Genomic DNA, 21,354 nt, shown 5'->3' on the forward strand with positions numbered 1-21,354 from the left:
CATAACGATCATCCTATACACCCCTGACTAATTCGTAGCACTAGTCAAAGGATTACGTAAAAATAGAGACCGTCAATTTCCCTCGGTAATTAAGCGAATGACAAAGTCGCTTGGTAGTTACGATACGACAGAATCGCTTGGTGATCACAATGGCTAAATGCGGTTGCTAGCTCAGATTTGCCCCTTTTGCGTTAGAGTTTTGGCTCATTCACAAGCTGTTCATCTGGTTTTGCTATATCAGAAATTATGTGAGCCAAAGCCATAAAATGGCATAATTATTCTTTAACCTCTACATAGAAACATTGTAAGCGCCCCACAAACCGCACATTCAACCAGCCAGCTGAATGCTTTACGATCTTGTCTCCCCCAAACAAGGATATAAGATCATAGCAATCAGCCGTTGTCACTATCAATGAAGAATAACGCAGTAAATTGGCAGCTTATTAATATTAATTTTCTGATTATTGATATTTCCGTTTTATCTGGGGTGCTAACCTTTCTTCCCTCATCAGATTGAAGGTATTTGCGCCTTTAGTTATTCATCAAATAAATGATAAGTGATCTATGCAACTAACAGATACTGAAAAAGCTTACCTCTCTGGTGAAGCTGGGCAGGGTGTTCAAAAATGTATGCAAGTGCTTGTAAATTTCGCTAAAGCTTTTGGTGCCACAAAACTAGTAAAAATATCTAGCGCCCATGTCATTCCTAACATTCCATTAGGGCTACTAGAAGAATTAACTCAGGGGGTTGATACCCTGCCCGTAATGACCACCTTACATCCTCACATGTCAGCATTTTGTCCGAGCTCATGGAAATCAATGGGAATTGACGCGCAATATGCGAACGCCAAACTCCCTGATGTCAAACTCAGATCTGCACTTTTTGCTGAGAAAGGGTTTAACCAGACCTATACTTGTTATCCTGCTATGGTTGGTAACCTACCTAAGAAGGGTGATTACATTTCTTGGATTGGCTCTGGTGGACAGGTTTTGGTGAATTCCACTATTGGGGCTAGATGTAACCGCGATGGCGCCTTACTCACTTTGGCGGCAGCAATAACAGGCCGGTCCCCATATTATGGTTTATTTTTAGATGCTAACCGGTTAGCTGATGTTCATGTGACATTTGATGGGGTAGATGCCAATCAATTATCGAAGTCAGAACTGAGTGCGATAGGTTATTACTTAGGTACGGAGGCCAAGGCACATAATATAGTTATCGAAGGTATCGACCGTAATCTAAGCATGGATTACTTAAAACAAATAATGATACCTCTTACGGTAACGGGATCTGTTGGGGTATGTCATGTACCTGGGGTGACACCTGAAGCAAACAGCCTTAAAGATGCTCTAGGTGGACGAACCCCGATTAAGAAGATTTCTATAGATCGGCAAGTATTACGTCAATCTATTGCCAAATACTCACCAAAAACAAATGAGATAAGTCGTGCAATTTCTGTATTGCCTTATGACGAAAGAATCACTCTTAAGCGCGAACTCACGTCAACAGATATGGTAGTGTTAGGGTGCCCACACCTATCCATTCAAGAAATTCGCTTAATTGCTAACCTTCTTAAAGGTAAATTGATTCCAAGCAATCGTCATTTATGGATCGGTTTAGCGCATCAACAATATCAACTTGCTAAGGTAATGGGCTACGCAAAGATTATTGAAACGGCTGGTGGCATGATGGTCAGCACATGTATGTCAACCATACCTGATTCACCCATTCCGGTTCATGTTGAAACATTGATGACATCTTCTATGAAAGCAGCACACTACATAACGCAATTAAGCAACAGCCGTATCTCTGTAGGAGTTACTGATATTGAAAATTGTGTTCAATCATTACTACGTTAAATAACAACGTCAGGTGAAAGAATGAAACTACATGCAAGGCCTTTGAACTCGGGCCATGTTACCGCAAAAGCGTTTATCGTAGAGCAACCATTTTCGTTTATAGGTGACTTCGATCCACAAACAGGTGCGCTGTTAATCCAAAACCACCCTCTATGTGGACACTCACTTGCAGGAAAGGTATTGGTATGTCCAAGCGGTAAAGGGGGAACAATGGCCCCATTTTTAATTTATGACGCATTTCAAAATGGTAATGCTCCCGCGGCGATTTTCTGTAATACCGTGGACCCAATCCTGTTTGAGTCTGCAATGGCGATCAACATACCAATATTTGATAACTTTGATGAAGACGTTTTGACTTTGTTTAAAAACGAACAACTTATCAATATTAACGGTGATAAAGTGACTGTTTAAAATCGAGTTGATTTATGCTTGCATAATTCAGGCTTAAAATACTGCCAGAGGTTTATGTCAGTAGTTATTTAATATAACAACATCACAGCCTAGATTGCATTTTGATCCAAAATGCTTCTTGGCATTTATTGTAAAAATGTTTCTTCGCAGGGGAAATATAGTATTCCCCATTATTTAACACTTTATAACTTATCCAGCACTCTTGACAGCCTTGGTCAGATTCAAAACTATCTGATTCCATCTTATATAATACCTTTACACTGTTGTCGAACTCATAAATTATTTCACATTCCTCAATAACCCCTTCATCATCCAATTTTTTTTGTACTTTTTCTATCTTATTAATAATTCGAACGAGTGAGTTGTTAGAGTTAATTGCACTGATGTATGTATATAGTCTATTCATTGGCACCTCCACCCAGAAAGAGTTGTAGATGTGATAATTATCTTTTTAATCTTATAGTAAATGTGTGTCTTTTAACAGAAAAACAAGAAGTTTAATATGGAATATGTAAAAAACTCAGTTTTTACTAAGAAATAATTTAATACGATTGATTTGGAATTAAAAATCATCCGTAACCGAAATTGTCTTACTTTCACTATAAAGCGGCATGTTTTTTATATTTTAAACTCAACTGTCACTGTTAACATTACTCTCATCGAAAACCTCACAAGAAAGAAAAATTATCATGAACAACGAATTGGCTATTTCTATTTTTGACCCACGTGGTGAAAATAAAATTGATGAGTTGCAATTAGCACCCCGACCAAGTATTCAGTCACTTAAGGAAGGTAAAGTACTATTCTTTGATAATACAAAATTAAGCTTCTGTAATTATAAAGAAATATTTATTAGCCTTGAGGCCTTTTTTAAGGACAACGGAATTAATAATATTGAACATGTTCGCCAGTCTGTTCGTGGCACTATGACACAGCAAATGCGTGAACTTGCAGCAATACTCGCTAAAGAGAACTATACTGCGGCAGTTGTGGCTCTTGCTGATATGGGTACATCGGTAATGACGACCATTCTCTCAATTGAACTTGAAAGAAAGGGTATCCCAACACTACTCATTGCATCTCCACCAGGTGATCATTTGGCTGAACATGTTGCGCATTATCGTGCAGGTCAACTATGCATTTGTCACCTAGATATCTATCAAGCGAGTACTGTAAATGACATCAAACAGCAGATTGAAGGTAAGAGAGCTTATGCGCTTGAATCTTTAACTGCTCATGGAAAAGATTTAACAGCAGCAGCAAAACTTAATCCAAAAATGGATCTAGATCGTGCATCACTCTCTAACAAAATGATGCCTTATGAAGACCTTGATTCGTTAATGAAGGTTTATGAAGGGCAATCAATTGGTGATGGTTTACCTGTTATTCCACCTACAACGGAACGTTTTGAAGCGATGATGAGTTACTGCGCAGAACCGCTAGATACCGTTATTATTCCAGAAGCCGGTCCATCAGGTAAGAACATCACCGTTCATGATGTCGTAGTCAACAGTATTCTTGCTGGTTGCGAACCTAAGTTTTTACCTATTGTCATTGCAACCTTCCGTGCAATGACAGATCCAGCTTTCAATTTCCAGCAATCAATCACTACCTCATATAACGGCGGAAACCTTGTCCTTGTGAGTGGACCTATTGCTAAAGAGCTAGGCATTAGTTCAGGTCAAGGTTGCATGGGCCCGGGCTTCAGAGCCAATGCAACCATCGGCCGTGCAGTAAACCTTACAATCCTAAATGTTTGCCGTGCTTATCCGGGTAAAGCAGATCTAGGTTGTCTTGGCTCGCCTGTTGAATTCTCTTATTGCTTCGCTGAGAGCCTAACTGACAGCCCATGGGCAACAATGAATGAAGAGAAGTTTGACCGAGATGCCACTACGGTTTACCTAATGAAAGCTGAACCACCTACTGACGTAGTTGACTTCCTGAGCCAAACTGCAGACAGCTTGCTTGAAGTCATCGTCGATAGTGCTACGCACTTGGGGCGTATGAATGCTTATATCCCTGGACGTATTTTGATTGTACTTACTCCAGACCACTCCCAAATTCTTCAAGATGCTGGTTGGAGTAAGGATGATCTGCGTGAATATCTACACAACAACATTCACAACCCCCAAGGTGCAGTGAACGGAAAAGGCTTGGTTCCTGTTAGACCCGCGCACTTTGAAGGCATGGATCCAGTTCCAGCCACACGTAGTACCCACGATATTGATTTAGTGGTTGCTGGTGGTCGAGGCGGTCACTCAGCAATTCTTGCTAGCTGGGGCCTCTATTGTGACGCTGTAATAACTCCTCTAACACTACCGAACGGACAATTGGCTCGAACGATTAGTGATTTTGAATCAAATAATGGTAAGAAATAAGAATGTCTAAAATCATTGACGTACTAGCTCGTGAAGTATTTGACTCTAGAGCTGATATAACTCTCGAAGTAGAAATTGTATTGGACAGTGGTAAAAGCGGTAGAGCCATGATCCCTGCCGGCTGTTCAATGGGCAAATATGAAGCTATTGAGGTTCGTGATAATGATAAAGAACGCTTCAATGGTAAAGGCGTACTGAGTGCAATTAAAATCGTTCAAAATACAATTAAGCCAAAGCTATGCGGCATGTCTCCATTTGCTCAAAAAGAGATAGACCACATGCTAATTACGTTAGATGGAACAATGAATAAGAGTAAGCTAGGTGCCAACTCTATTCTGGGGGTTTCTTTAGCGGTAGCGCGTGCCGCAGCCGTACAAAAAGATCTGTCACTTTGCGATTACATCAGCCAAGGCAAAGAAAAGTCAATTCCCCAACCAATCTTCTCAATGCTTTCTGGAGGTATGCATGGTGACGGTAATTGTGATTTTCAGGATTATCAGATAATCGCCCTGAAGGCGACTGACCTAGAGTCTGCTCTGCAAGTTGGTAAGAATGTGTATTTAGCTCTAAAATCAATTCTTATCAATCGTGGGATGTGTACTGGCGTTTCTGGTACTGGTGGGTTCTTGCCGGCACTTAAATCCAATGAGGAAGGCCTTTCACTGCTCCTAGAAGCAATTAATACTGCCGGCTATAAGCCTGGTGTTGATGTCTGCTTAAGCATGGATATTGCTGCGGAGATGTTCTTTAAAAATGGTAAATATCAGTTAACTGCAGAAGGCCGAGCTCTTGGTACCGATGAGTTTATTCAATACATCGTCAAGCTATGTGAAACATACCCAATTACATTGATTGAAGACCCACTGGGTGAAGATGATTTTGATGGTTGGATTGAACTTACGAAGCTGCTAGGTGATCAAATTGAGTTGGTCGGTGATGATTTATTCACTACAAATCAAAAACGATTTGAACTTGGTTTATCAATGAATATGGCGAACTCCATTTTAGTTAAGCCGAATCAGATTGGTACATTAAGTGAAATACTGAACATTGTAGAGTCGGCTAAGAAAGCCGATTACGGCATCGTTATCTCAAGACGATCTGGAGAAACAGAAGACACCAGCATTTCAGATCTAGCTGTTGCATTGAACTGTCCAAAAGTGAAGTTTGGTTCATTTGCGCGAACTGAATCTATGGCGAAATACAATCAGCTTCTTCGATTAAAACACGCTATAGCAAAAAGCAACGAGCTACCTTATGAGATCTCTAAAGTAGTCTAAGATAATTTCCTCCCCCCTCAAACCTTATCCCTGAAATTCCGGACCAAGGGTAAGGTTTATTAAGGAGAACTGAATCATGAAGTTGATTTCAATTTTTAAAATCGGTTGTAGAGATGCAATGCCTCTATTACTTGGTTTATTACCATTTGCCATCTTAACAGGTGTCAGTGCAATACAAGCGGGAATGACACCTTTTGTCGCCCAAATGTCTTCAATCTTATTGATGTCAGGGGCATCTCAAATCGCTGCGGCATCTTTAATGGTTAATGGCGCAGCTCCATTAGTTGTGATCATAACTCACATTGCAATTAACTTTAGATACTCAATCTACAGTGCAGGTTTATCCCAACTTAAACTCCATTTCACCCCAGCAAGTAAGATAGCGGCAGCCCATGTCCTTATAGACCAAACCTACGCCTTAACATTCCTTCGTTGCCAAGACCATAAGATGACGGCGAAAGAAAAATCCATATATTATTTTGGTACTGCATTTCCTATGTGGTTAGTGTGGCAGTTAGGTACGGCTGTTGGCATCTTCGGTGGCTCCTTAATTCCAGCTCATTGGGACTTAGAGTTTGCAATTACCTTATGCTTCATTTCACTACTCATACCAATGCTAAAAAACAGAGCTATTGTCGTGGCGACTTGCTTTGCGGGGATCTCTTCATCGTTCACATGCCACTGGTCATATAACTTAGGCTTTTTGTTTTCGATTGTCGTAGGTGTACTCGCTGGCGGGATATATACAAAGGCCAGGTTGCGTAGAGAAAGTTTGGAGTTATCATGACAGATAATATGATTTGGGTGGTTCTCATCATAAGTACAATTGGAACTTTCTTGCTTCGATATTCATTCCTTTGGCTTAATGACAAAATACAGTTTTCAGATACTGCTGCCGAATGGCTTAAACTAATCCCGGCCACAGCAATTGTGGCATTGATTGTTCCTGCTTTGATGGCCTCACCATCTGTGTTAGAAGGAGATGGTGGACCAAAACTGTGTTCATCGATAGTTGCAATACTAATTATGTGGAAAACACGCAGCTCCACATTCACACTTATTATAGGTATGGCTACATTATGGTTCATCAGATGGTTAACTTAACAAAAGTAACCATTAGATCCTGATTTAGCGAGAAGATCACGGTATTTCTTAGGCGTAATGTCCTGGTAACTCTTAAAAAAAGAAATAAACGCGCTAGTAGTTGAGAACTCAAGATGATGAGCAATTTCGGTTATCAACTTGTTAGTTGAGAGCAATTCTATTGCTAGCATCAGTCGAACCTGCTGGCGCCATTTTTGATAACTCATGCCAGTACCCTGTACAAACAAACGATGTATTGTCCTCTCGGATGCACCAGAATTTGAAGCAAGCTCATTTAATCGAGGAAACATTTCGCCTTTTTCCTGAAACTTCAACAAATAATTGCACACCCGCTGGTCCTTAGGGAATGCAGGCCACTGTGGTGTACTTGAAGATTTCTGTATCTCCCTGATCAGAATCGATTGTAAATGAAACTCTGTTCCTGCCATCCAATCAGTGTGAAATGATGATGAACAAATAGTCTCAATAATTTCTTCTAATAACGCTGAAACGAAAAACGTTTCGAAGTTTTTCGATAGTTGAGGGAATTGCTTTTGGTTAATATAAACAGCACGAAAATCAACGTCATTTTTGAGAATAACGTTGTGAATCATACCACTAGGAATCCAAATCATTTGGTTGGGTAGGATAGAGTAGGTGCTGTTTTCTAACCTGACAATGGCAGTGCCTGATTTAGTATAAACCAGTTGCCCTTTAGAGTGGCTATGCATTTTCGACCGCAATGAGTGTTCTTCTTTATGTGAAAAAGTGGCATAAATTGGAACAATTGGCGACTTAATAGCATCTGGATCAAAATGTTTGTTTAAAAGATCTGAATTGCTAAAAATGGGTTCATTAATTTCCGGCATAGCAGCGTTATTACTTTAATATGAAAGTGGTATTACATTAAATAAAATCTGATGAGTAATATCTAGTTTAATTTATATTAAAATAGCAGTTATCGAGCTTCTGTCTGCGCTGCCTTCATTAACTTGAACCTCTGCTGAACAGGCATTGTCTATCTGAGAAAAATGAGAGGGATTGTACCATTTTGCTCATGAAGCTAAGCGTATACTTTATGACTAGGGCGTGTTGATCTTTGCTGTACATTTCGCGTTCAACAATACATCGGTAGCCACATTAACATGAATGCCAGCGATAACATGCTGGCATAATTCCTTTCTAGCTTGTCATATCTACTTGAAACAGCTCGATAATGCTTAATTCTCCCAAAGGAATTTTCGACCAAGTGACGATACTTGTAGAGACACCAATCCATACTGCCTTTGTCTATATCTTGTCCGTAATTGCGTTTAGCAATTACCGTTTCTCCGCCATGTTCCTTAACAAAAGTACGGAAAGGTTCGCTGTCATATCCTTTATCATAAACGATGGTATTAACTTCATCGAGTTGCTCAACTAAGCTTTCGGTATGCACTATATCGTGGCGTTGTCCCTCTGATAAATCAAAGCAAATCGGCAGGCCACCACTATCTACGGCTAAGTGAATTTTGGTTGAGTTGCCCCCGTGACTTTTTCCTATTTGCTCTGAACTTTCAGTAGCTGCACCTGTACTATGCTGATGTGCTCTAACTATAGAGCCATCAAGAAACACCCATTCAAAATCAGCCATACTAGATAAGCTTTTGAAAATATTATCTAAAATCCCTTTCTTTGACCCAAGATTAAATCGTCTGTAAACGGTACTCCACTCTCCAAACTCAGAGGGTAGATCTCGCTAAGGAATACCTGTTCTCATTCGATAAAGTATTCCTTCAAATGTCATTCGATGTTCAGTTTTATCGTAAATACGACCTGTACTTTTCATAACTTGGAGTAGCAGTTCCCAGCGAATATCAGTTAGCATTGTTCTTGGCATGGTATTGGTTATGGTTTTACTTTTGGCGAAGCAAATTATAACTCTTTACCATGCTGTTCAAAAAACACTCATGAAAGATCAACACGCCCTAGTAAGATCATCAATAGTACCTTAAGGTCAGAGGTTCTCGAACCGAGGGAGCTACGGTCATAACGGCAAGTAACCTCTCAGCGCGAAACTGATTAATAGGGACTACTTTCGTATTGGTTTTGCGTTGCCATTTACTCTGTTCGCAACTAACCGTTTCTGCTTGGCCAGAGTATCGGTAAAGGGTTTGTCGTGGATGACAATTGGGATCTGATTAGCACTGATCTGAATGTGAATTTCAATCCATTCACAGCCAATCACGATGTTTTTTTAAAAGTAGAAAGGGTGTTTTCTGGTGCTTGACTGGTAGAGTCCTCGGTGTGCGGTGGTCTTCATTTTCTGTGCCTAAATGTTCATTTATGTTCAGATGAAGGATTTCAAAACTCTGTAAAATTGCAACCCGATAATGTCTAAAAATGAGCGGGATTATTTTTACAAGAATTTAACATCGATATAAGATCAATCAAGTGATTAATAATCCTTCATCACTTTACCCACTCCCATTGGACATATTTTATTCGCTATATTTGACTTAAAATTCATTGAGACATTTCCGTTAGATTTGACGAGGAAGAAAGTTAGATACCAGACGTTATCCGAGCGTCATTTAGTAGAGCAATTGACCCAACGCGTTTTTGTCCAAAAACGAGTTGAACGAAGCCGCTCTGCGACTCGACTATCAGCTAACCCTGTTTAAAGTCCGTCAATTTTAGAAAACCTTCATAATCACTGGCTCGAATCATTGAGTTGATTCTTCATATACGCCAGAAACGAAAAATGCCGCATCCATGCGACATTTTTCTTTTGGCGGCCAAACCAGTTTTGCTATATCTATTCTAGATTTCAATCCATTAGGAGATTATTCAGAATGTACTTATAAGACGCTGTTAATCTTGATTAGTTCCCTTTACGCGGCATTTTTTTTCGATTTATTTTCTAAGTCGAATGACGCTGCGATTAACTTCTTGGTGTAGTCATTTTTCGGTGCATTGAAAATCTCTTCTGCAGACCCTTCTTCCATCACTTCACCCTTCTGCATCACCAATACACGATCCGACAGTGCTTTCACTACCGAGAGGTCATGGCTGATGAACAGGAAGCCGATATTGTGCTTGGCTTGAATGTCTTTGAGTAGGTCAATCACGGTCAGTTGTACTGAGCGATCGAGTGCCGAAGTTGGTTCGTCCAGCAAAATAAAAGAAGGTTCAAGAATCAGCGCGCGAGCAATCGCGATACGTTGTCTTTGTCCTCCAGAGAACTCATGCGGATAGCGGTTAATTGAGTTTGGCTCTAAACGAACCTCAATCAACGCTTTGCGAGCTCTTTCTAATCTCTCTTTCTTGGATAGATGAGGTTGATGCACCGTTAAGCCTTCGGTGATGATCTCCCCAACCGTCATCCGTGGTGATAAAGAACCATAAGGATCTTGGAACACCATCTGAACATCTTTCTTAAGCTTGTGACGTTCTTTGTCGTTCAATAAGCTGACGTCTTGGCCTTTGTAAACGATGCGTCCGCTGCTTGGCAGCAAGCCGATTAATGCACGTCCAAGGGTCGATTTACCTGATCCAGATTCACCAACAATGCCTAGCGTTTCGCCTTGCTTAAGATTCAACGAAATGCCTTTTACGGCTTCGAAGTACTGGCTTTTACTTTTGATAAAGTGTGATTTGACCAAGAACTGAACTCTGATGTCGTCAGCGCACAATAACTCTGGGGCTGTCGCTTCAACAGGAACCTTAGCGCCTTTCGGAATCGAGTTAATCAGCATGCGCGTGTAGTCGTGCTTAGGGTTATCGAACAGCTCTTGCGTTTGCCCTTCTTCAACCAATTCTCCTTTACACATGACGAGTACACGGTCGGCAAAGTGTTTCACGACGCCTAGGTCATGGGTGATGAACAAAATCGCCATCCCCATTTTGCCTTGAATCTCTTTGATAAGAGAAAGTACTTCCGCCTGAACAGTCACATCCAATGCAGTGGTGGGTTCATCGGCAATTAGAATATCCGGTTCATTGATCAGTGCCATTGCGATCATGATGCGCTGTAACTGACCACCCGAAAATTCATGCGGGTATTTGGTGTAAGCCTGCTCTGGCATTGGTAAATGAACCAGATTGAAGAGCTCTAACACGCGCTGTTTTGCTTTTGATTTCGATACATTACGATGACACATAATGGCTTCAGCCACTTGTGTGCCCACGCGCAGGTATGGGTTGAGAGAGGTCATTGGTTCTTGAAAGATCATTCCGATCCTGTCACCACGAATTGACTGCATCTCTCGTTCAGTCTTTTTGAGTATCGACTGACCTTCAAATTCGATTTCCGATTGAGCATCAATGATGGCGTTATCAGGAAGCAAACGCATTAAAGCGTTGGAAGAGACAGATTTACCTGAACCCGATTCGCCAACAATGGCCAAGGTTTCACTAGAATTAAGAGTAAAGTTAATCTTTTTTACCGCATCAATGATTCCATCATTGGTTATGAATTTAACGGAGAGATTATTAACTTTAAGAATGGCCCGGTCCGACATGATATATCCTTATCAATTTAAGACATTAGGTGAAGATTGAACTTCTGAAGTGGTTTTAAGCTGCCCAAAATGGTGATGAGCGCGTTGAATTTGTTCTAGCTCGAGCATCCAATGTGAGCTGCGCTGAGCACTGCAAAATGCGATCAGGTGATTGAGTAAATCTTCGCTCTGCTTTTCCAATAACCTAAAGGTACGTTGAATCAACTCTGTACCTTCAAGAGAGATAAATTGCATCAATGCATAAGATTGGTTCAAGGTATCGAAGGCTTGTTGGTGCTGGCCTAAACGATTGAGAATCTCGGATTGAGCGACACTGGCGTCTCTAAGGCCTGAAATTAAGCAAGCAAACTGGCAGGGTTTGATGTCACTTTGGTATGCCGCGTTTTGGATGTGATGAGGAAGAGAGGTGAGAACATCATTATAGAGGCGCTGTGCTTCGGGCCAATGACCTTGTTCCATTAACTGTTCAGCTTTTAGGTAGTGCATCCAGCAGCGTTCAATTTCCATGTCCACATCCTTAATTTTAAACATCCTAAAATGTTAATGATATTTATTATCAATTGCAAATTAAAATCATTCACATGCTAAGTTGGTGAATTAAATCTCTCGTTATTGCTAAAAACGGGGTAAATTGAGTGTTATTTGTTCAGTTGAACAGCTGTGCAGCGTAAGTCACTAAATTTATAGGTAATTACATCTACACTGATTTTATCTACACCCAAGTAATGAAGGACTAAGGAGGCGGCGATGGCGATGCAAAGACTCAATACAGAACAGCTGTATAAGGTAGCGGAACTCGATAAGCTACCATGTAAGTCGACCAAAGAACTGGCTCCAATTGACGAAATCGTCGGGCAAGAACGCGCACAAAAGGCCGTTGAGTTCGCGATGTCAATCAAGGAAAAGGGTTACAACATTTATGCGATAGGTCGAAATGGTCTTGGTAAACGCACCATGATCTTGCGCTACCTAAACCGACATCCTCAAGAAGTACAGGAGCTTTTTGATTGGTGCTATATCGCGAATTTTGAAGACATTCGTACACCTAAGGTGCTGAAATTACCTCGTGGTGTTGGCAGCAGTTTGAAGCAAGATATTGAAAAGCTGATGCGTAAGCTTCTTAAAGCAATGCCACTCGCATTCGATAACGAGATGTACTTTAACCGCGCTGACCGATTAAAAAATCAGTTGGCCGCTAAGCAACAAGCGGCGTTAGAAGCGATCAGTCAAGAAGCAAAAGATAAGGGCATTAACCTGACGATCACGACTCAGGGTGACTACCAATTTGTCGCGATGAATGGCGATGATCTTCATACCGAAGAGAGCTTCGACTTACTCACGCCAGAAGAGCAAGATCAATTCGATAAAACCATTGATGGATTGGAAGTCGGGCTGCGGACCATTTCTCGTGAACTGACCGAGCTTGAAGAGACGTACACAGAGAAAGTTCAAAAGTTGAATGATGATACGGCGCGAGATGTTATTACCCACTTCATCAAGCAGTTGAAGCAAGATTACAGCCAATATCCTGATATTAAAAAGTACCTGACAGCACTGCGTAAAGACATTGTCGACAACGCAGATATTTTCTTAGAAGAGAGTACAGAGCAAGCAGAAGTTGCAACCGCCTCTTTGGACAAGAAAATGCCACGTCGCTACAAGGTGAACGTGATTGTGAGCCAGAAGGAGGAGACTCTGCCGATCGTGGTGGAAGAGAATCCGAATTATCACTCTCTGTTTGGCTATGTCGAAACGGCAACGTTCAAAGGCACCGTATTTACAGACTTCTCTTTGATCCGCGCAGGTAGCTTACATAGAGCCAATGGCGGCGTCTTGCTGATGGATGCGGTCAAAGTACTTGAACAACCTTATGTATGGGAAGGCTTGAAGCGCGCGCTGCGTTCGCGTCAATTGAGCTTCACGTCATTAGAAAAAGAGGTCACGTTAACGGGGGCGGTATCGCTTGATCCTGAGCCTATTCCATTGGACGTTAAGATCATCCTGTTTGGTGATTATCGAACTTATCAACTACTGCAACATTACGATGCGGAGTTTGGTGAATTGTTCCGTGTGACGGCCGATTTTGAAGATGAGATGAAGCGTACTGCGGATTCTGAAATGCATTACGCACGCTTCATTTCAAGCATCGTGCACGACAACAACATGCTGCATTGTGATCGCAAAGCGATTGCTCGCATCATTGAGCACAGTTCTCGTCAGGCGGGTGACCAAAGTAAGTTGTCGTTGCACTCGGCACACATTGCCAACCTGCTTCGTGAGTCAAACTACGTGGCGAAAGGGGCGAAGTCGAACCTGATTCGTGCTACGCATGTCGACCAAGCGCTATCTAACCAACAGATGCGTGTCGGGCGACTGCAAGACAGCGTCATGGAAACCTTCACCAACGGTACAACACTGATTCATGTGGATGGTCAGGCGGTTGGGCAGGTCAATGCGCTGTCTGTACTCAGTACGACTGATCATATGTTTGGCGCACCGAACCGGATCACGGCAACCACGGCTTATGGTGACGGTGAAGTGATTGATATAGAGAGAAACGTAGACCTAGGTGGCAGTATTCACTCGAAAGGGGTGATGATCTTATCGGCTTACCTTTCTTCGGTATTTGGTAAGACAGCGAAAGTACCGCTTACTACCAATATCACTTTCGAACAATCGTACGGTGGCGTCGATGGTGATAGCGCGAGTATGGCCGAGTTCTGTGCGGTAGTGTCTGCATTCTCTAAGCAGCCGAACCGTCAAGACATCGCGATTACCGGCTCGATGAACCAGTTCGGTGAGTCCCAGCCTATTGGTGGTGTGAATGAGAAAATTGAAGGCTTCTTTGATGTGTGCGAAATCAAAGGACGTTCAAATGAGCAAGGGGTGATCATCCCACGTTCAAATGTTCACAATCTGATGCTGCGTAATGACATCGTAAAAGCGGTTGAAAAGGGCGAGTTTAATATTTGGGCTATCGACCATGTGACCGAAGCGATTGAGCTGTTTACAGGCAAAGCCGCCGGTGAGGCGAGTGACGAAGGTAGTTATCCAATCGATACTATCTTTGGTATCGCTCAAGCTAAACTGAACGCACTGCGTAAATAGTCTAATATCTATAGACCCAGCTAGCTTTTTAATTAGATAAGTGTTTGAAAATCAGACAAATAGACAAATAAACAAAACTAAAAAGCCATCGACATAAAAATCGATGGCTTTTTTGATTGCGACTTTGCTCGCTATTAAGTCGTCTGTATCTGGTCTGCTTACGGTATTCGGTGAAAGCAATGTGCTAAATGACTTTACCTATTTCGCAAACAGAGCTTGGTGCCATCGAACTTCAGCTTCGCCAATAAGTGTTTGGCATTAGAGCGGCCAATATCATCAAATTCTACCCCGTATCGAGCGTAGTGCGTTGATTTTTGGAGATTACAGATGATGCCTTTCAATGGCGGTATAAGTGGGCCATTGTAGTTCTCAGGTGTAACTTCAATAGATACTCGATCGGCAATTTGAATCGCACGAGAAGTAGGTGAGGTAACAAAACGACAACCACTTTTCGATAAGTCTCTAATCTCACAGTTTGCTCGTTGATCGTTGAAGATGATTCTGGAAGCTAAGTTCACCTCGTAGCGTGTCTCTTTACGCAGTTGGGTTACTTGCATCGAGCTTGGTGTTGAAAGCACAAGTATAGGGAAGGGATCTCCAATCCTATGGTGAATTTGGCTTTTAAAGTGGATAAGAGCGCCTTCTCCTCGCAGAGAGTACGCACGAGCTGTCATCCAAAAACCTTCTTGGAAGAAAAAGCTCAGATCGTCGTTGGATACGTCGGGAACCTCAACCACAATGCAGTTATCACTGTGTGTACCGATAAATTTGGTGGTGGCGAGAAACTTAGTACCAACTGGAGTCGATACATTTAATGTTAGTTCACTACCGTGCTCTATCATAGCCAGTGCATCGGTGCTATTTAACGTAGAAACGGTGCGGTTACGAGGATCTTGAAGTGCCTGATTATGCTCCAAAGGCTTCTTCAGTGGTGCGTTCATTATATGTTCTCCATGCGCCAACATGCGTCTGTTTGTTATATTGGTAACTTACTAATAAGGGGCAAATACGTGCTAGATTTAGTAGGTGCAATTACATAAATTAAGTGCAATTACATATGCTGGCTAAATGTACCTGCATGGTTTTATAGAGTGCCTTTATCTTTACTAATTCGTTATTAAGCCGGTGGCACAGAGTTATTTACTTTGTTTGCAAGTACTTAGTTCTATTTGTATGAGCTTGAGTTAGTCTATTACAAGGAATGAATACTTCAAATTTTTATTGTTTGTCGTATCAATTATTTTCAGGAGTTGAGAATGCACGCAACAAAATGGGTTCAAGAAGCGAACCAGATCACAGTTGAGCTAAAACCCAACCAGTTCGCGGTTGTTAAGTATCAAAAGGACGGAGATGTACTACATATCACATCGACACGTATTCCTGATGAGCTTCAAAGTAAGGGCTTCGGTAAGGTGATGATGGAGTCGGTACTGCCTGAAATTGAACAAGCAGGTTTTAAAATTGTGCCAGTTTGTAGCTATGTCGTTCACTACATGAATAGGCAGCCACAGTGGCCACATCTTCTACCTGATAAAGCATAGCAACGAGTAATATGTCTCAATCAATATCGTCAAATAATCGGGCTCAACCTGAAGCGAGTTCAAGTCAAAATCAGCCTGATCTTTATCAAAAAATAGCGACCTCGTTGGGTTGTCATGAAGGGTTTGATGTCCAAGTGATTCAACGCCTGTGGGGTGGATATGGCGAGTTAGTTCGCTTGGTCTTTTCTCAAGAAGGCCATGCTGAACTGAAAAGTGTGATTGTTAAACATGTCGCGTTGCCAGATAAAGCAGAACACCCAAAGGGTTGGAATACCAAACTCTCTCACCAACGAAAGGTGCACTCTTACCAAGTGGAAACGGCTTGGTATCAGTCGTTTACCCAAGAGTGGGATGAGCGTTGCCCTGTACCTGTAGGGTTGCAATGTGAGTTACAAGAAAACGAGTGGCTGATTGTGATGCAAGACTTGGCCGAAATCGGCTTTCCGTTGATCTCTCAGTTTGATGTGCTTGCTGCCTCTTACGATCTGGCAACCAAAGAGACTCAGCCTGAACTGGCGTCTGGTTACACACTAGAAGAGCAAAAACAACGCGATGCTTCTCTTAAATGGCTCGCTAACTTTCATGCAAAGTACATCCATATCGACCAAGAGCAGTCTGCATCATTGTGGCAAGTCGGCACATACTGGCATTTAGACACACGCCCTGATGAGTTTAATGCGTTGACTGACTTACCATTGAAGAACCAAGCCAAGCACATCGACCGTTTACTAAAAGAATGTCCATATCAAACTTTGGTACATGGCGACGCCAAGCTTGCCAATTTCTGTTTTGATTCAGAAAGCCAAAACGCAGCTGCCGTCGATTTCCAATATGTGGGTCATGGTTGTGCGATGAAAGACGTGGCTCTATTTATGAGCAGCGCAGTGAGGGCGCAAGATTGTGCAGAGCTTGAATCACAGATGTTAGAGACTTACTTCCGATACTTGGAAGAGGCATTGACGTACTATCAGCCACAGTTTTCGTTTGATGAAATCGAAGCCGCTTGGCGACCAATGTTCTATGTGGCGTGGGCTGATTTTCAACGTTTTGTCAAAGGTTGGAGTCCAGAACACTGGAAGATCAATCTGTATACTGAGCAATTGACTCAAACGGTGATTGAGCAGCTAGAAAGCCCAGAATAAATTGCCTTATATCTGTAAACCACAAAAGAAAAAATCGCCCAATTTATGATTGGGCGATTTTGATTTTATCTAGCGTGTGTTTTTAATTCGTTAGGCTATCAGCTTCTGTCGTTCGTGTGTAAGCGAGCTTATTGGCAAGTTTGAGTTTGTTATTGAAGCCCTCTTTATCAAGATCCCCCATGACTCGCGCAGGCTCTATTTCACCGCCGGCGGGTGAGTAAAAGAAAATCGCTGGAGGGCCAAATACATTCTTATCATTGAGCCATGCCATTTGCTCTGGAGAGCTTTCTGTCACATCAAGTTTTATTGTCTTCCACTCTTTAAGTTTTTGGCTCACTTGTTGGTCGTTGAACACGTTGGTTTCAATCACTTTACAAGACACACACCAATCTGCGTAAAGGTCGACTAGCATCTTTTGGTCACTGCTCGCTGCGGTCTGCAACTGTTGTTCTAGCTGAATAACAGAGTCTGTTTTTTCAAAGGGAGTGATCGCAATGGATTGGACTGACTCCCTGTTTTCTAGTGGGTTCAGAGGATCGGTATTACCTAAGAAAAATCCGACAAATAGAATGAGGCCGTAACCCAGTGGCAACAAAGCAGAAAACTTACGAGTACGCGCCCAACCCGGTTGTGCGGCTTCTAAAGCACCGAAATGCACACCGGAACCGATAGCAAGCAGCGCCCATAAGATCATAATAATTGATGGAGCAACAAAGCGGCTCAACAGGACGATAGCAACAGCTAACAGCAGCACGCCAAACACTTGTTTAACTGAAACCATCCACGCGCCACTTCTTAATAACAGACGCCCGCCACTTGCGCCGATCGCGATAAGCGGTATGCCCATACCAAGCGCCATAACGAACAGAGTCGCTCCGCCAAACACCCAGTCTTGAGTTGTTGAGACGTACAGTAAGGCACCAGCCAATGGAGCACTGACACAAGGTGACACAACCAAGGCTGATATTGCGCCCATGGCAAAGACACTGGCGATCTTACCGCCTCCAAGCTTGTCTGAGCCGCTGTTGAGCTTTTGCTGCAGGGCGGCAGGCAGTTGGAGTTCATAGAATCCGAACATCGCCAATGCGAGCAGAACAAAAACCGCTGCAAAGCTACTTAACAACCAAGGCTGTTGCATCGCGGCTTGCAGGTTGACACCTTTTGCCAAGGTGGTGACTAAGATCCCCGTCATGGCATAGCTAGTCGCCATACCCAGAACATAGGAACTGGAGAGTGCCGCACCTTTCTTGCCTGTCATCGCTTTTTCGCCACCGATGATGCTAGCCAAAATCGGAATCATCGGCAGTACACATGGCGTTAGGGACAAGCCTAGACCAAGCAAGAAGAACACAAGAAGCGCTTGTAACTTACCGGCTTGGGATAGGAACGAAGATAAGCCATTCGTATCCTCACTGATCTCACCTAGGGTTTGATATAGAGAGTTTGATGGCTCCTCAACCAAGGTTTCAGCTACGGTTTCGAGCATCGGTAAATCGAGCACTAACTTTTGCGGCAGGTAGCAAAGTCCTTTGTCTGCGCAGCCTTGATAACGCACGGTGAGTTTCCCACTTCCTGAGTAAGGAACAGTAACGGTAACGGGCTCGTGAAACACGATGACGTTACCAAAGTTAGGATCCTCTTTCTTTTCACCTGGCAGCGAATAACTCGGTTCTAACGTAGATAATGACGACTCACCTTTGAACGAAAATCGAGATTGATACAGGTAGTAACCCTTGTGGGTATCAACGCTGATTACCGCGCCTTGATCTGTGGCTTCCCAAGTTACGGGGAAAGCTTCTTCAACAGGAAGAAACTCGTTTTCTTGAGCATGCAAAAAGCCGCTAAACAATAGAATTAACGTAAGTAGGTAGCACTTCATGGATGAAGGAACTCCGTGTTTTGGTGAATGTGTAATTGATCGTCGATGTAGATAACAGCGCTGTCTTCAGGTACTGATATGTTGGGGTTCAATGTCAGTGAAGTACTGAGCACGCCTGCTTCTAATGTGGACGACGAGATAGCGGTAACAGAAAGGATCTTCTGCTCGACATCTTGCTTTGACAGAATATGAGAGGTGGTCTTGTCACCAAATTGCACTTGGCGTTCACTGTGAGCTGAGGTCGTGAGCGCTGCGTTCGTTAACGGAACGGCGAAAAATGGGGTCTTGTTGTCTCTTGGATCTAAGACAGCAATGTTAAATGCCGAGCCATCCGGTTTGGTTCCCAGCGCATAGATGTCACCGCCAAAATTCACTAACATCGACGTCGCGCCGAGCTGTTTGCCGATCGCTACGGCTTGGTCGACGGCGTACTCTTTGATGACGCCGCCAAAATCGAAACGAGTACGGGAATCAGGGACGTGTAGCCTTGTCTTTTGTAGATCGACAGTCCCTTTCAGCTCCCACGCTTGCTTACCCAAAGCAGAAGACAGGGCTTGGAAAGCATGACTGTGCAACATCTTCGGCTTTTGTTTTAAAAGATGTTTGATGCTGCCAACCGTAGTATCAAAGGTATCGAAGGTCAGTTGACTTAATCGGTCGAGGTGTTGGAAAACCTCAGCAGATTCAGAATCGAGTTCGACATCACATGATGCTCGCTGATTAATGTGCTGTGTTAGCCATGAGTCGTCGCAGTAGAAGTTATATTTGTCTTCCAATCGGCGTGTGTTTTGCTCTATCTCAGTCGCTATTGCTGTTGCGCTTGCCTCTGGAATGTTAGCCAAATCCATCGACAAAATTTGCACTTCACACGGTACGGTCATGGCATGAAAGCGATGTACAAAGGGCAGGTTAGAACTCATAGGTTGCTCCAACAGCCCACCACTGTGCTTCAAAACCGTTGCTTTGTTCGTAGTACGCAGCAAGCGCATTTAAGCGTAACTTCTTATGTACCTTGATACTCGCACCTAGTTCATAGGCATTGGCCGTGAAGTTGCCTAAGCGAAGGTCTGAAGTCGCGTAGCCTGACGATGCAAAAGAAGGATCGGCACTACTTGGATCGCGATAGAAATCGGCTGCATCTTGCGTGTACCAGAAATAGCCCGGTGCCAAGGTTAACCATTCACTCACTCGCCAAGATAATTTGCCGCCTAACTGGTGAGACATTACGCCCCAATCATCCATAAACCATTTGTATCTTGGTCGGATTTTTAGACTGTCGGACAATGAGTAAAAAGCTTGGATATTAATACCGCCAGAGAGTCGCGTATCTGGTCGAGAGTCTTGCCCCAAGAACACTTCATCGTCATCGATTTTACCGTCGTCATTGATATCGACTTCACGCAGAACCGTTAAATAGTGATTGCTCAAATAGCCACTTCGGTAACCCGTGTAAGCAGTAAAAATGCTGTATAGATTCGGCGTGAAGGTTTGTGATAATCCGGCTTCTAAACTGCCCGTAAAAATGTCTTCCCAGCTTTGGCTGTTTGATGAAGCCAGCGAGTATTTGCCGAATGCTTGAGTCTGATCGAAAAGGGCAGAGCCCCCTAGACTGTAAGAGCGGTTTTTAGTGCTATCGGCATAGACCAAACCTTTGGCGTTAATGCCAAGGCTTTCATAATCTTCTTCTTGAGATGCGTTGCCACCTAAGGTCCATTCATTACGTAAGGTGTCGCGATAGGTCGCGCTTAAGCTGATGGATTTTCTGGTGTCTTCAAGGCCTACTTTTTGGATTTCATAGCCACTGCGATGAGGGTCGTAGCCTGCACGAATAACCTCGTCGGTTTTATTCTGTGCCTGTTGAGTTTTTAGGGCGCGATTTATCTGGTCGGCATTCGAAGCAAGAGGTGTCGTTGGTCCCCACGCTGGTGAGGCGCCAGAAACACTGTCGTAGCTTATTTCTGCGTTGAGTGTCCAATCTAAGCCGATACTTTTTTCAATCGAAACCATGGTGTCATTGGCTGATACTCTGTCATCGTATTCCTCATAGCTCAGGTAATGAACAGAGATATGATCTTCAGCTAATGCCACGTTAGCCACTGCCGCTGCACTCAGCAGCGTAATTGGTAATTTTTTCATTTTGTTCTTATTTTGTTTTTTTAAATACTGATTT

At 42.9% G+C, this 21,354-nt stretch carries 17 protein-coding genes and 1 pseudogene; 9 read left to right on the forward strand and 9 right to left on the reverse strand.

Annotated features, from left to right (window positions below):
• Nucleotides 1-564: 564 nt before the first annotated feature.
• Together AB4589_RS10850 and AB4589_RS10855 are read left to right on the forward strand one after the other, a co-directional pair.
• A complete protein-coding gene (locus tag AB4589_RS10850) occupies nucleotides 565-1,860 on the forward strand; it encodes an aconitase X (protein WP_372100398.1) in 1,296 nt (431 codons plus the stop codon).
• Between the two features lie 21 nt (nucleotides 1,861-1,881).
• Complete coding sequence (locus AB4589_RS10855) at nucleotides 1,882-2,271, forward strand: aconitase X swivel domain-containing protein (RefSeq protein WP_372100400.1); 390 nt, start codon at nucleotides 1,882-1,884, stop codon at nucleotides 2,269-2,271.
• A gap of 82 nt (nucleotides 2,272-2,353) precedes the next feature.
• Here the strand turns inward: AB4589_RS10855 and AB4589_RS10860 are convergent, their stop codons facing one another.
• Nucleotides 2,354-2,677, reverse strand: a complete 324-nt coding sequence (locus AB4589_RS10860) for a hypothetical protein (protein WP_372100402.1) — start codon at nucleotides 2,675-2,677, stop codon at nucleotides 2,354-2,356.
• A 283-nt stretch (nucleotides 2,678-2,960) separates the two neighbouring features.
• On the opposite strand from AB4589_RS10860, the gene AB4589_RS10865 reads away from it, so the two are divergent.
• From AB4589_RS10865 to AB4589_RS10880, 4 genes are all read left to right on the forward strand, one after another.
• Nucleotides 2,961-4,649: a hypothetical protein gene (locus AB4589_RS10865; RefSeq protein ID WP_372100403.1), complete on the forward strand. Its 1,689-nt coding sequence runs from the start codon at nucleotides 2,961-2,963 to the stop codon at nucleotides 4,647-4,649.
• Between the two features lie 2 nt (nucleotides 4,650-4,651).
• Nucleotides 4,652-5,929, forward strand: coding sequence for a phosphopyruvate hydratase (gene eno, locus AB4589_RS10870; protein ID WP_372100405.1), 1,278 nt, complete (start codon nucleotides 4,652-4,654; stop codon nucleotides 5,927-5,929).
• A gap of 76 nt (nucleotides 5,930-6,005) precedes the next feature.
• Nucleotides 6,006-6,716, forward strand: coding sequence for an AzlC family ABC transporter permease (locus AB4589_RS10875; RefSeq protein ID WP_372100407.1), 711 nt, complete (start codon nucleotides 6,006-6,008; stop codon nucleotides 6,714-6,716).
• Nucleotides 6,713-7,033: an AzlD domain-containing protein gene (locus AB4589_RS10880; protein WP_372100409.1), complete on the forward strand. Its 321-nt coding sequence runs from the start codon at nucleotides 6,713-6,715 to the stop codon at nucleotides 7,031-7,033. Before AB4589_RS10875 ends, AB4589_RS10880 begins: the two co-directional genes overlap by 4 nt.
• Here the strand turns inward: AB4589_RS10880 and AB4589_RS10885 are convergent.
• The 4 genes and pseudogenes from AB4589_RS10885 to AB4589_RS10900 all read right to left on the reverse strand — a co-directional run bounded on the left by AB4589_RS10885 (nucleotide 7,030) and on the right by AB4589_RS10900 (nucleotide 12,021).
• Nucleotides 7,030-7,881 carry an AraC family transcriptional regulator gene (locus AB4589_RS10885; RefSeq protein ID WP_372100411.1) on the reverse strand — a complete coding sequence of 284 codons (852 nt, stop codon included), beginning with the start codon at nucleotides 7,879-7,881 and terminating at the stop codon, nucleotides 7,030-7,032. The two genes, AB4589_RS10880 and AB4589_RS10885, sit on opposite strands and share 4 nt — an antisense overlap.
• A gap of 248 nt (nucleotides 7,882-8,129) precedes the next feature.
• A pseudogene (locus AB4589_RS10890) lies at nucleotides 8,130-8,891 on the reverse strand (IS5 family transposase).
• Nucleotides 8,892-9,885: 994 nt separating this feature from the next.
• Nucleotides 9,886-11,514, reverse strand: coding sequence for an ABC transporter ATP-binding protein (locus AB4589_RS10895; protein WP_372100413.1), 1,629 nt, complete (start codon nucleotides 11,512-11,514; stop codon nucleotides 9,886-9,888).
• 12 nt (nucleotides 11,515-11,526) lie between these two features.
• The gene (locus AB4589_RS10900) at nucleotides 11,527-12,021 is read right to left on the reverse strand and encodes a hypothetical protein (RefSeq protein ID WP_102258353.1); all 495 of its coding nucleotides are present in this window, start codon (nucleotides 12,019-12,021) and stop codon (nucleotides 11,527-11,529) included.
• A 240-nt stretch (nucleotides 12,022-12,261) separates the two neighbouring features.
• Between AB4589_RS10900 and AB4589_RS10905 the strand changes: the two genes are divergently transcribed.
• Nucleotides 12,262-14,622 (forward strand): Lon protease family protein, encoded by a 2,361-nt coding sequence (locus AB4589_RS10905; RefSeq protein WP_009846167.1) that lies wholly within the window; start codon nucleotides 12,262-12,264, stop codon nucleotides 14,620-14,622.
• Nucleotides 14,623-14,816: 194 nt separating this feature from the next.
• Here AB4589_RS10905 and AB4589_RS10910 read toward each other — a convergent pair whose 3' ends face one another.
• Nucleotides 14,817-15,563 carry a flagellar brake protein gene (locus tag AB4589_RS10910; protein WP_009846168.1) on the reverse strand — a complete coding sequence of 249 codons (747 nt, stop codon included), beginning with the start codon at nucleotides 15,561-15,563 and terminating at the stop codon, nucleotides 14,817-14,819.
• Between the two features lie 315 nt (nucleotides 15,564-15,878).
• On the opposite strand from AB4589_RS10910, the gene AB4589_RS10915 reads away from it, so the two are divergent.
• Both AB4589_RS10915 and AB4589_RS10920 read left to right on the forward strand, forming a co-directional pair.
• Nucleotides 15,879-16,163 carry a GNAT family N-acetyltransferase gene (locus AB4589_RS10915; RefSeq protein WP_372100414.1) on the forward strand — a complete coding sequence of 95 codons (285 nt, stop codon included), beginning with the start codon at nucleotides 15,879-15,881 and terminating at the stop codon, nucleotides 16,161-16,163.
• A gap of 11 nt (nucleotides 16,164-16,174) precedes the next feature.
• Entirely contained in the window at nucleotides 16,175-17,305 is a 1,131-nt protein-coding gene (locus tag AB4589_RS10920) for a phosphotransferase (protein ID WP_372100416.1), read from the forward strand.
• Between the two features lie 82 nt (nucleotides 17,306-17,387).
• Here AB4589_RS10920 and dsbD read toward each other — a convergent pair whose 3' ends face one another.
• Genes dsbD through AB4589_RS10935 form a run of 3 tightly spaced genes read right to left on the reverse strand, consistent with a single transcriptional unit; the run spans nucleotide 17,388 to nucleotide 21,320 of the window.
• Nucleotides 17,388-19,184: a protein-disulfide reductase DsbD gene (gene dsbD, locus AB4589_RS10925; RefSeq protein WP_372100418.1), complete on the reverse strand. Its 1,797-nt coding sequence runs from the start codon at nucleotides 19,182-19,184 to the stop codon at nucleotides 17,388-17,390.
• A complete protein-coding gene (locus AB4589_RS10930; RefSeq protein ID WP_061021281.1) occupies nucleotides 19,181-20,104 on the reverse strand; it encodes an FAD:protein FMN transferase in 924 nt (307 codons plus the stop codon). Before AB4589_RS10930 ends, dsbD begins: the two co-directional genes overlap by 4 nt.
• Nucleotides 20,094-21,320, reverse strand: coding sequence for a DUF3570 domain-containing protein (locus AB4589_RS10935; RefSeq protein ID WP_017083026.1), 1,227 nt, complete (start codon nucleotides 21,318-21,320; stop codon nucleotides 20,094-20,096). Before AB4589_RS10935 ends, AB4589_RS10930 begins: the two co-directional genes overlap by 11 nt.
• Between the last annotated feature and the right edge of the window lie 34 nt (nucleotides 21,321-21,354).

Source organism: Vibrio sp. 10N.222.49.A3 (genome assembly GCF_041475145.1).
GTDB classification, from domain to species: domain Bacteria; phylum Pseudomonadota; class Gammaproteobacteria; order Enterobacterales; family Vibrionaceae; genus Vibrio; species Vibrio tasmaniensis_A.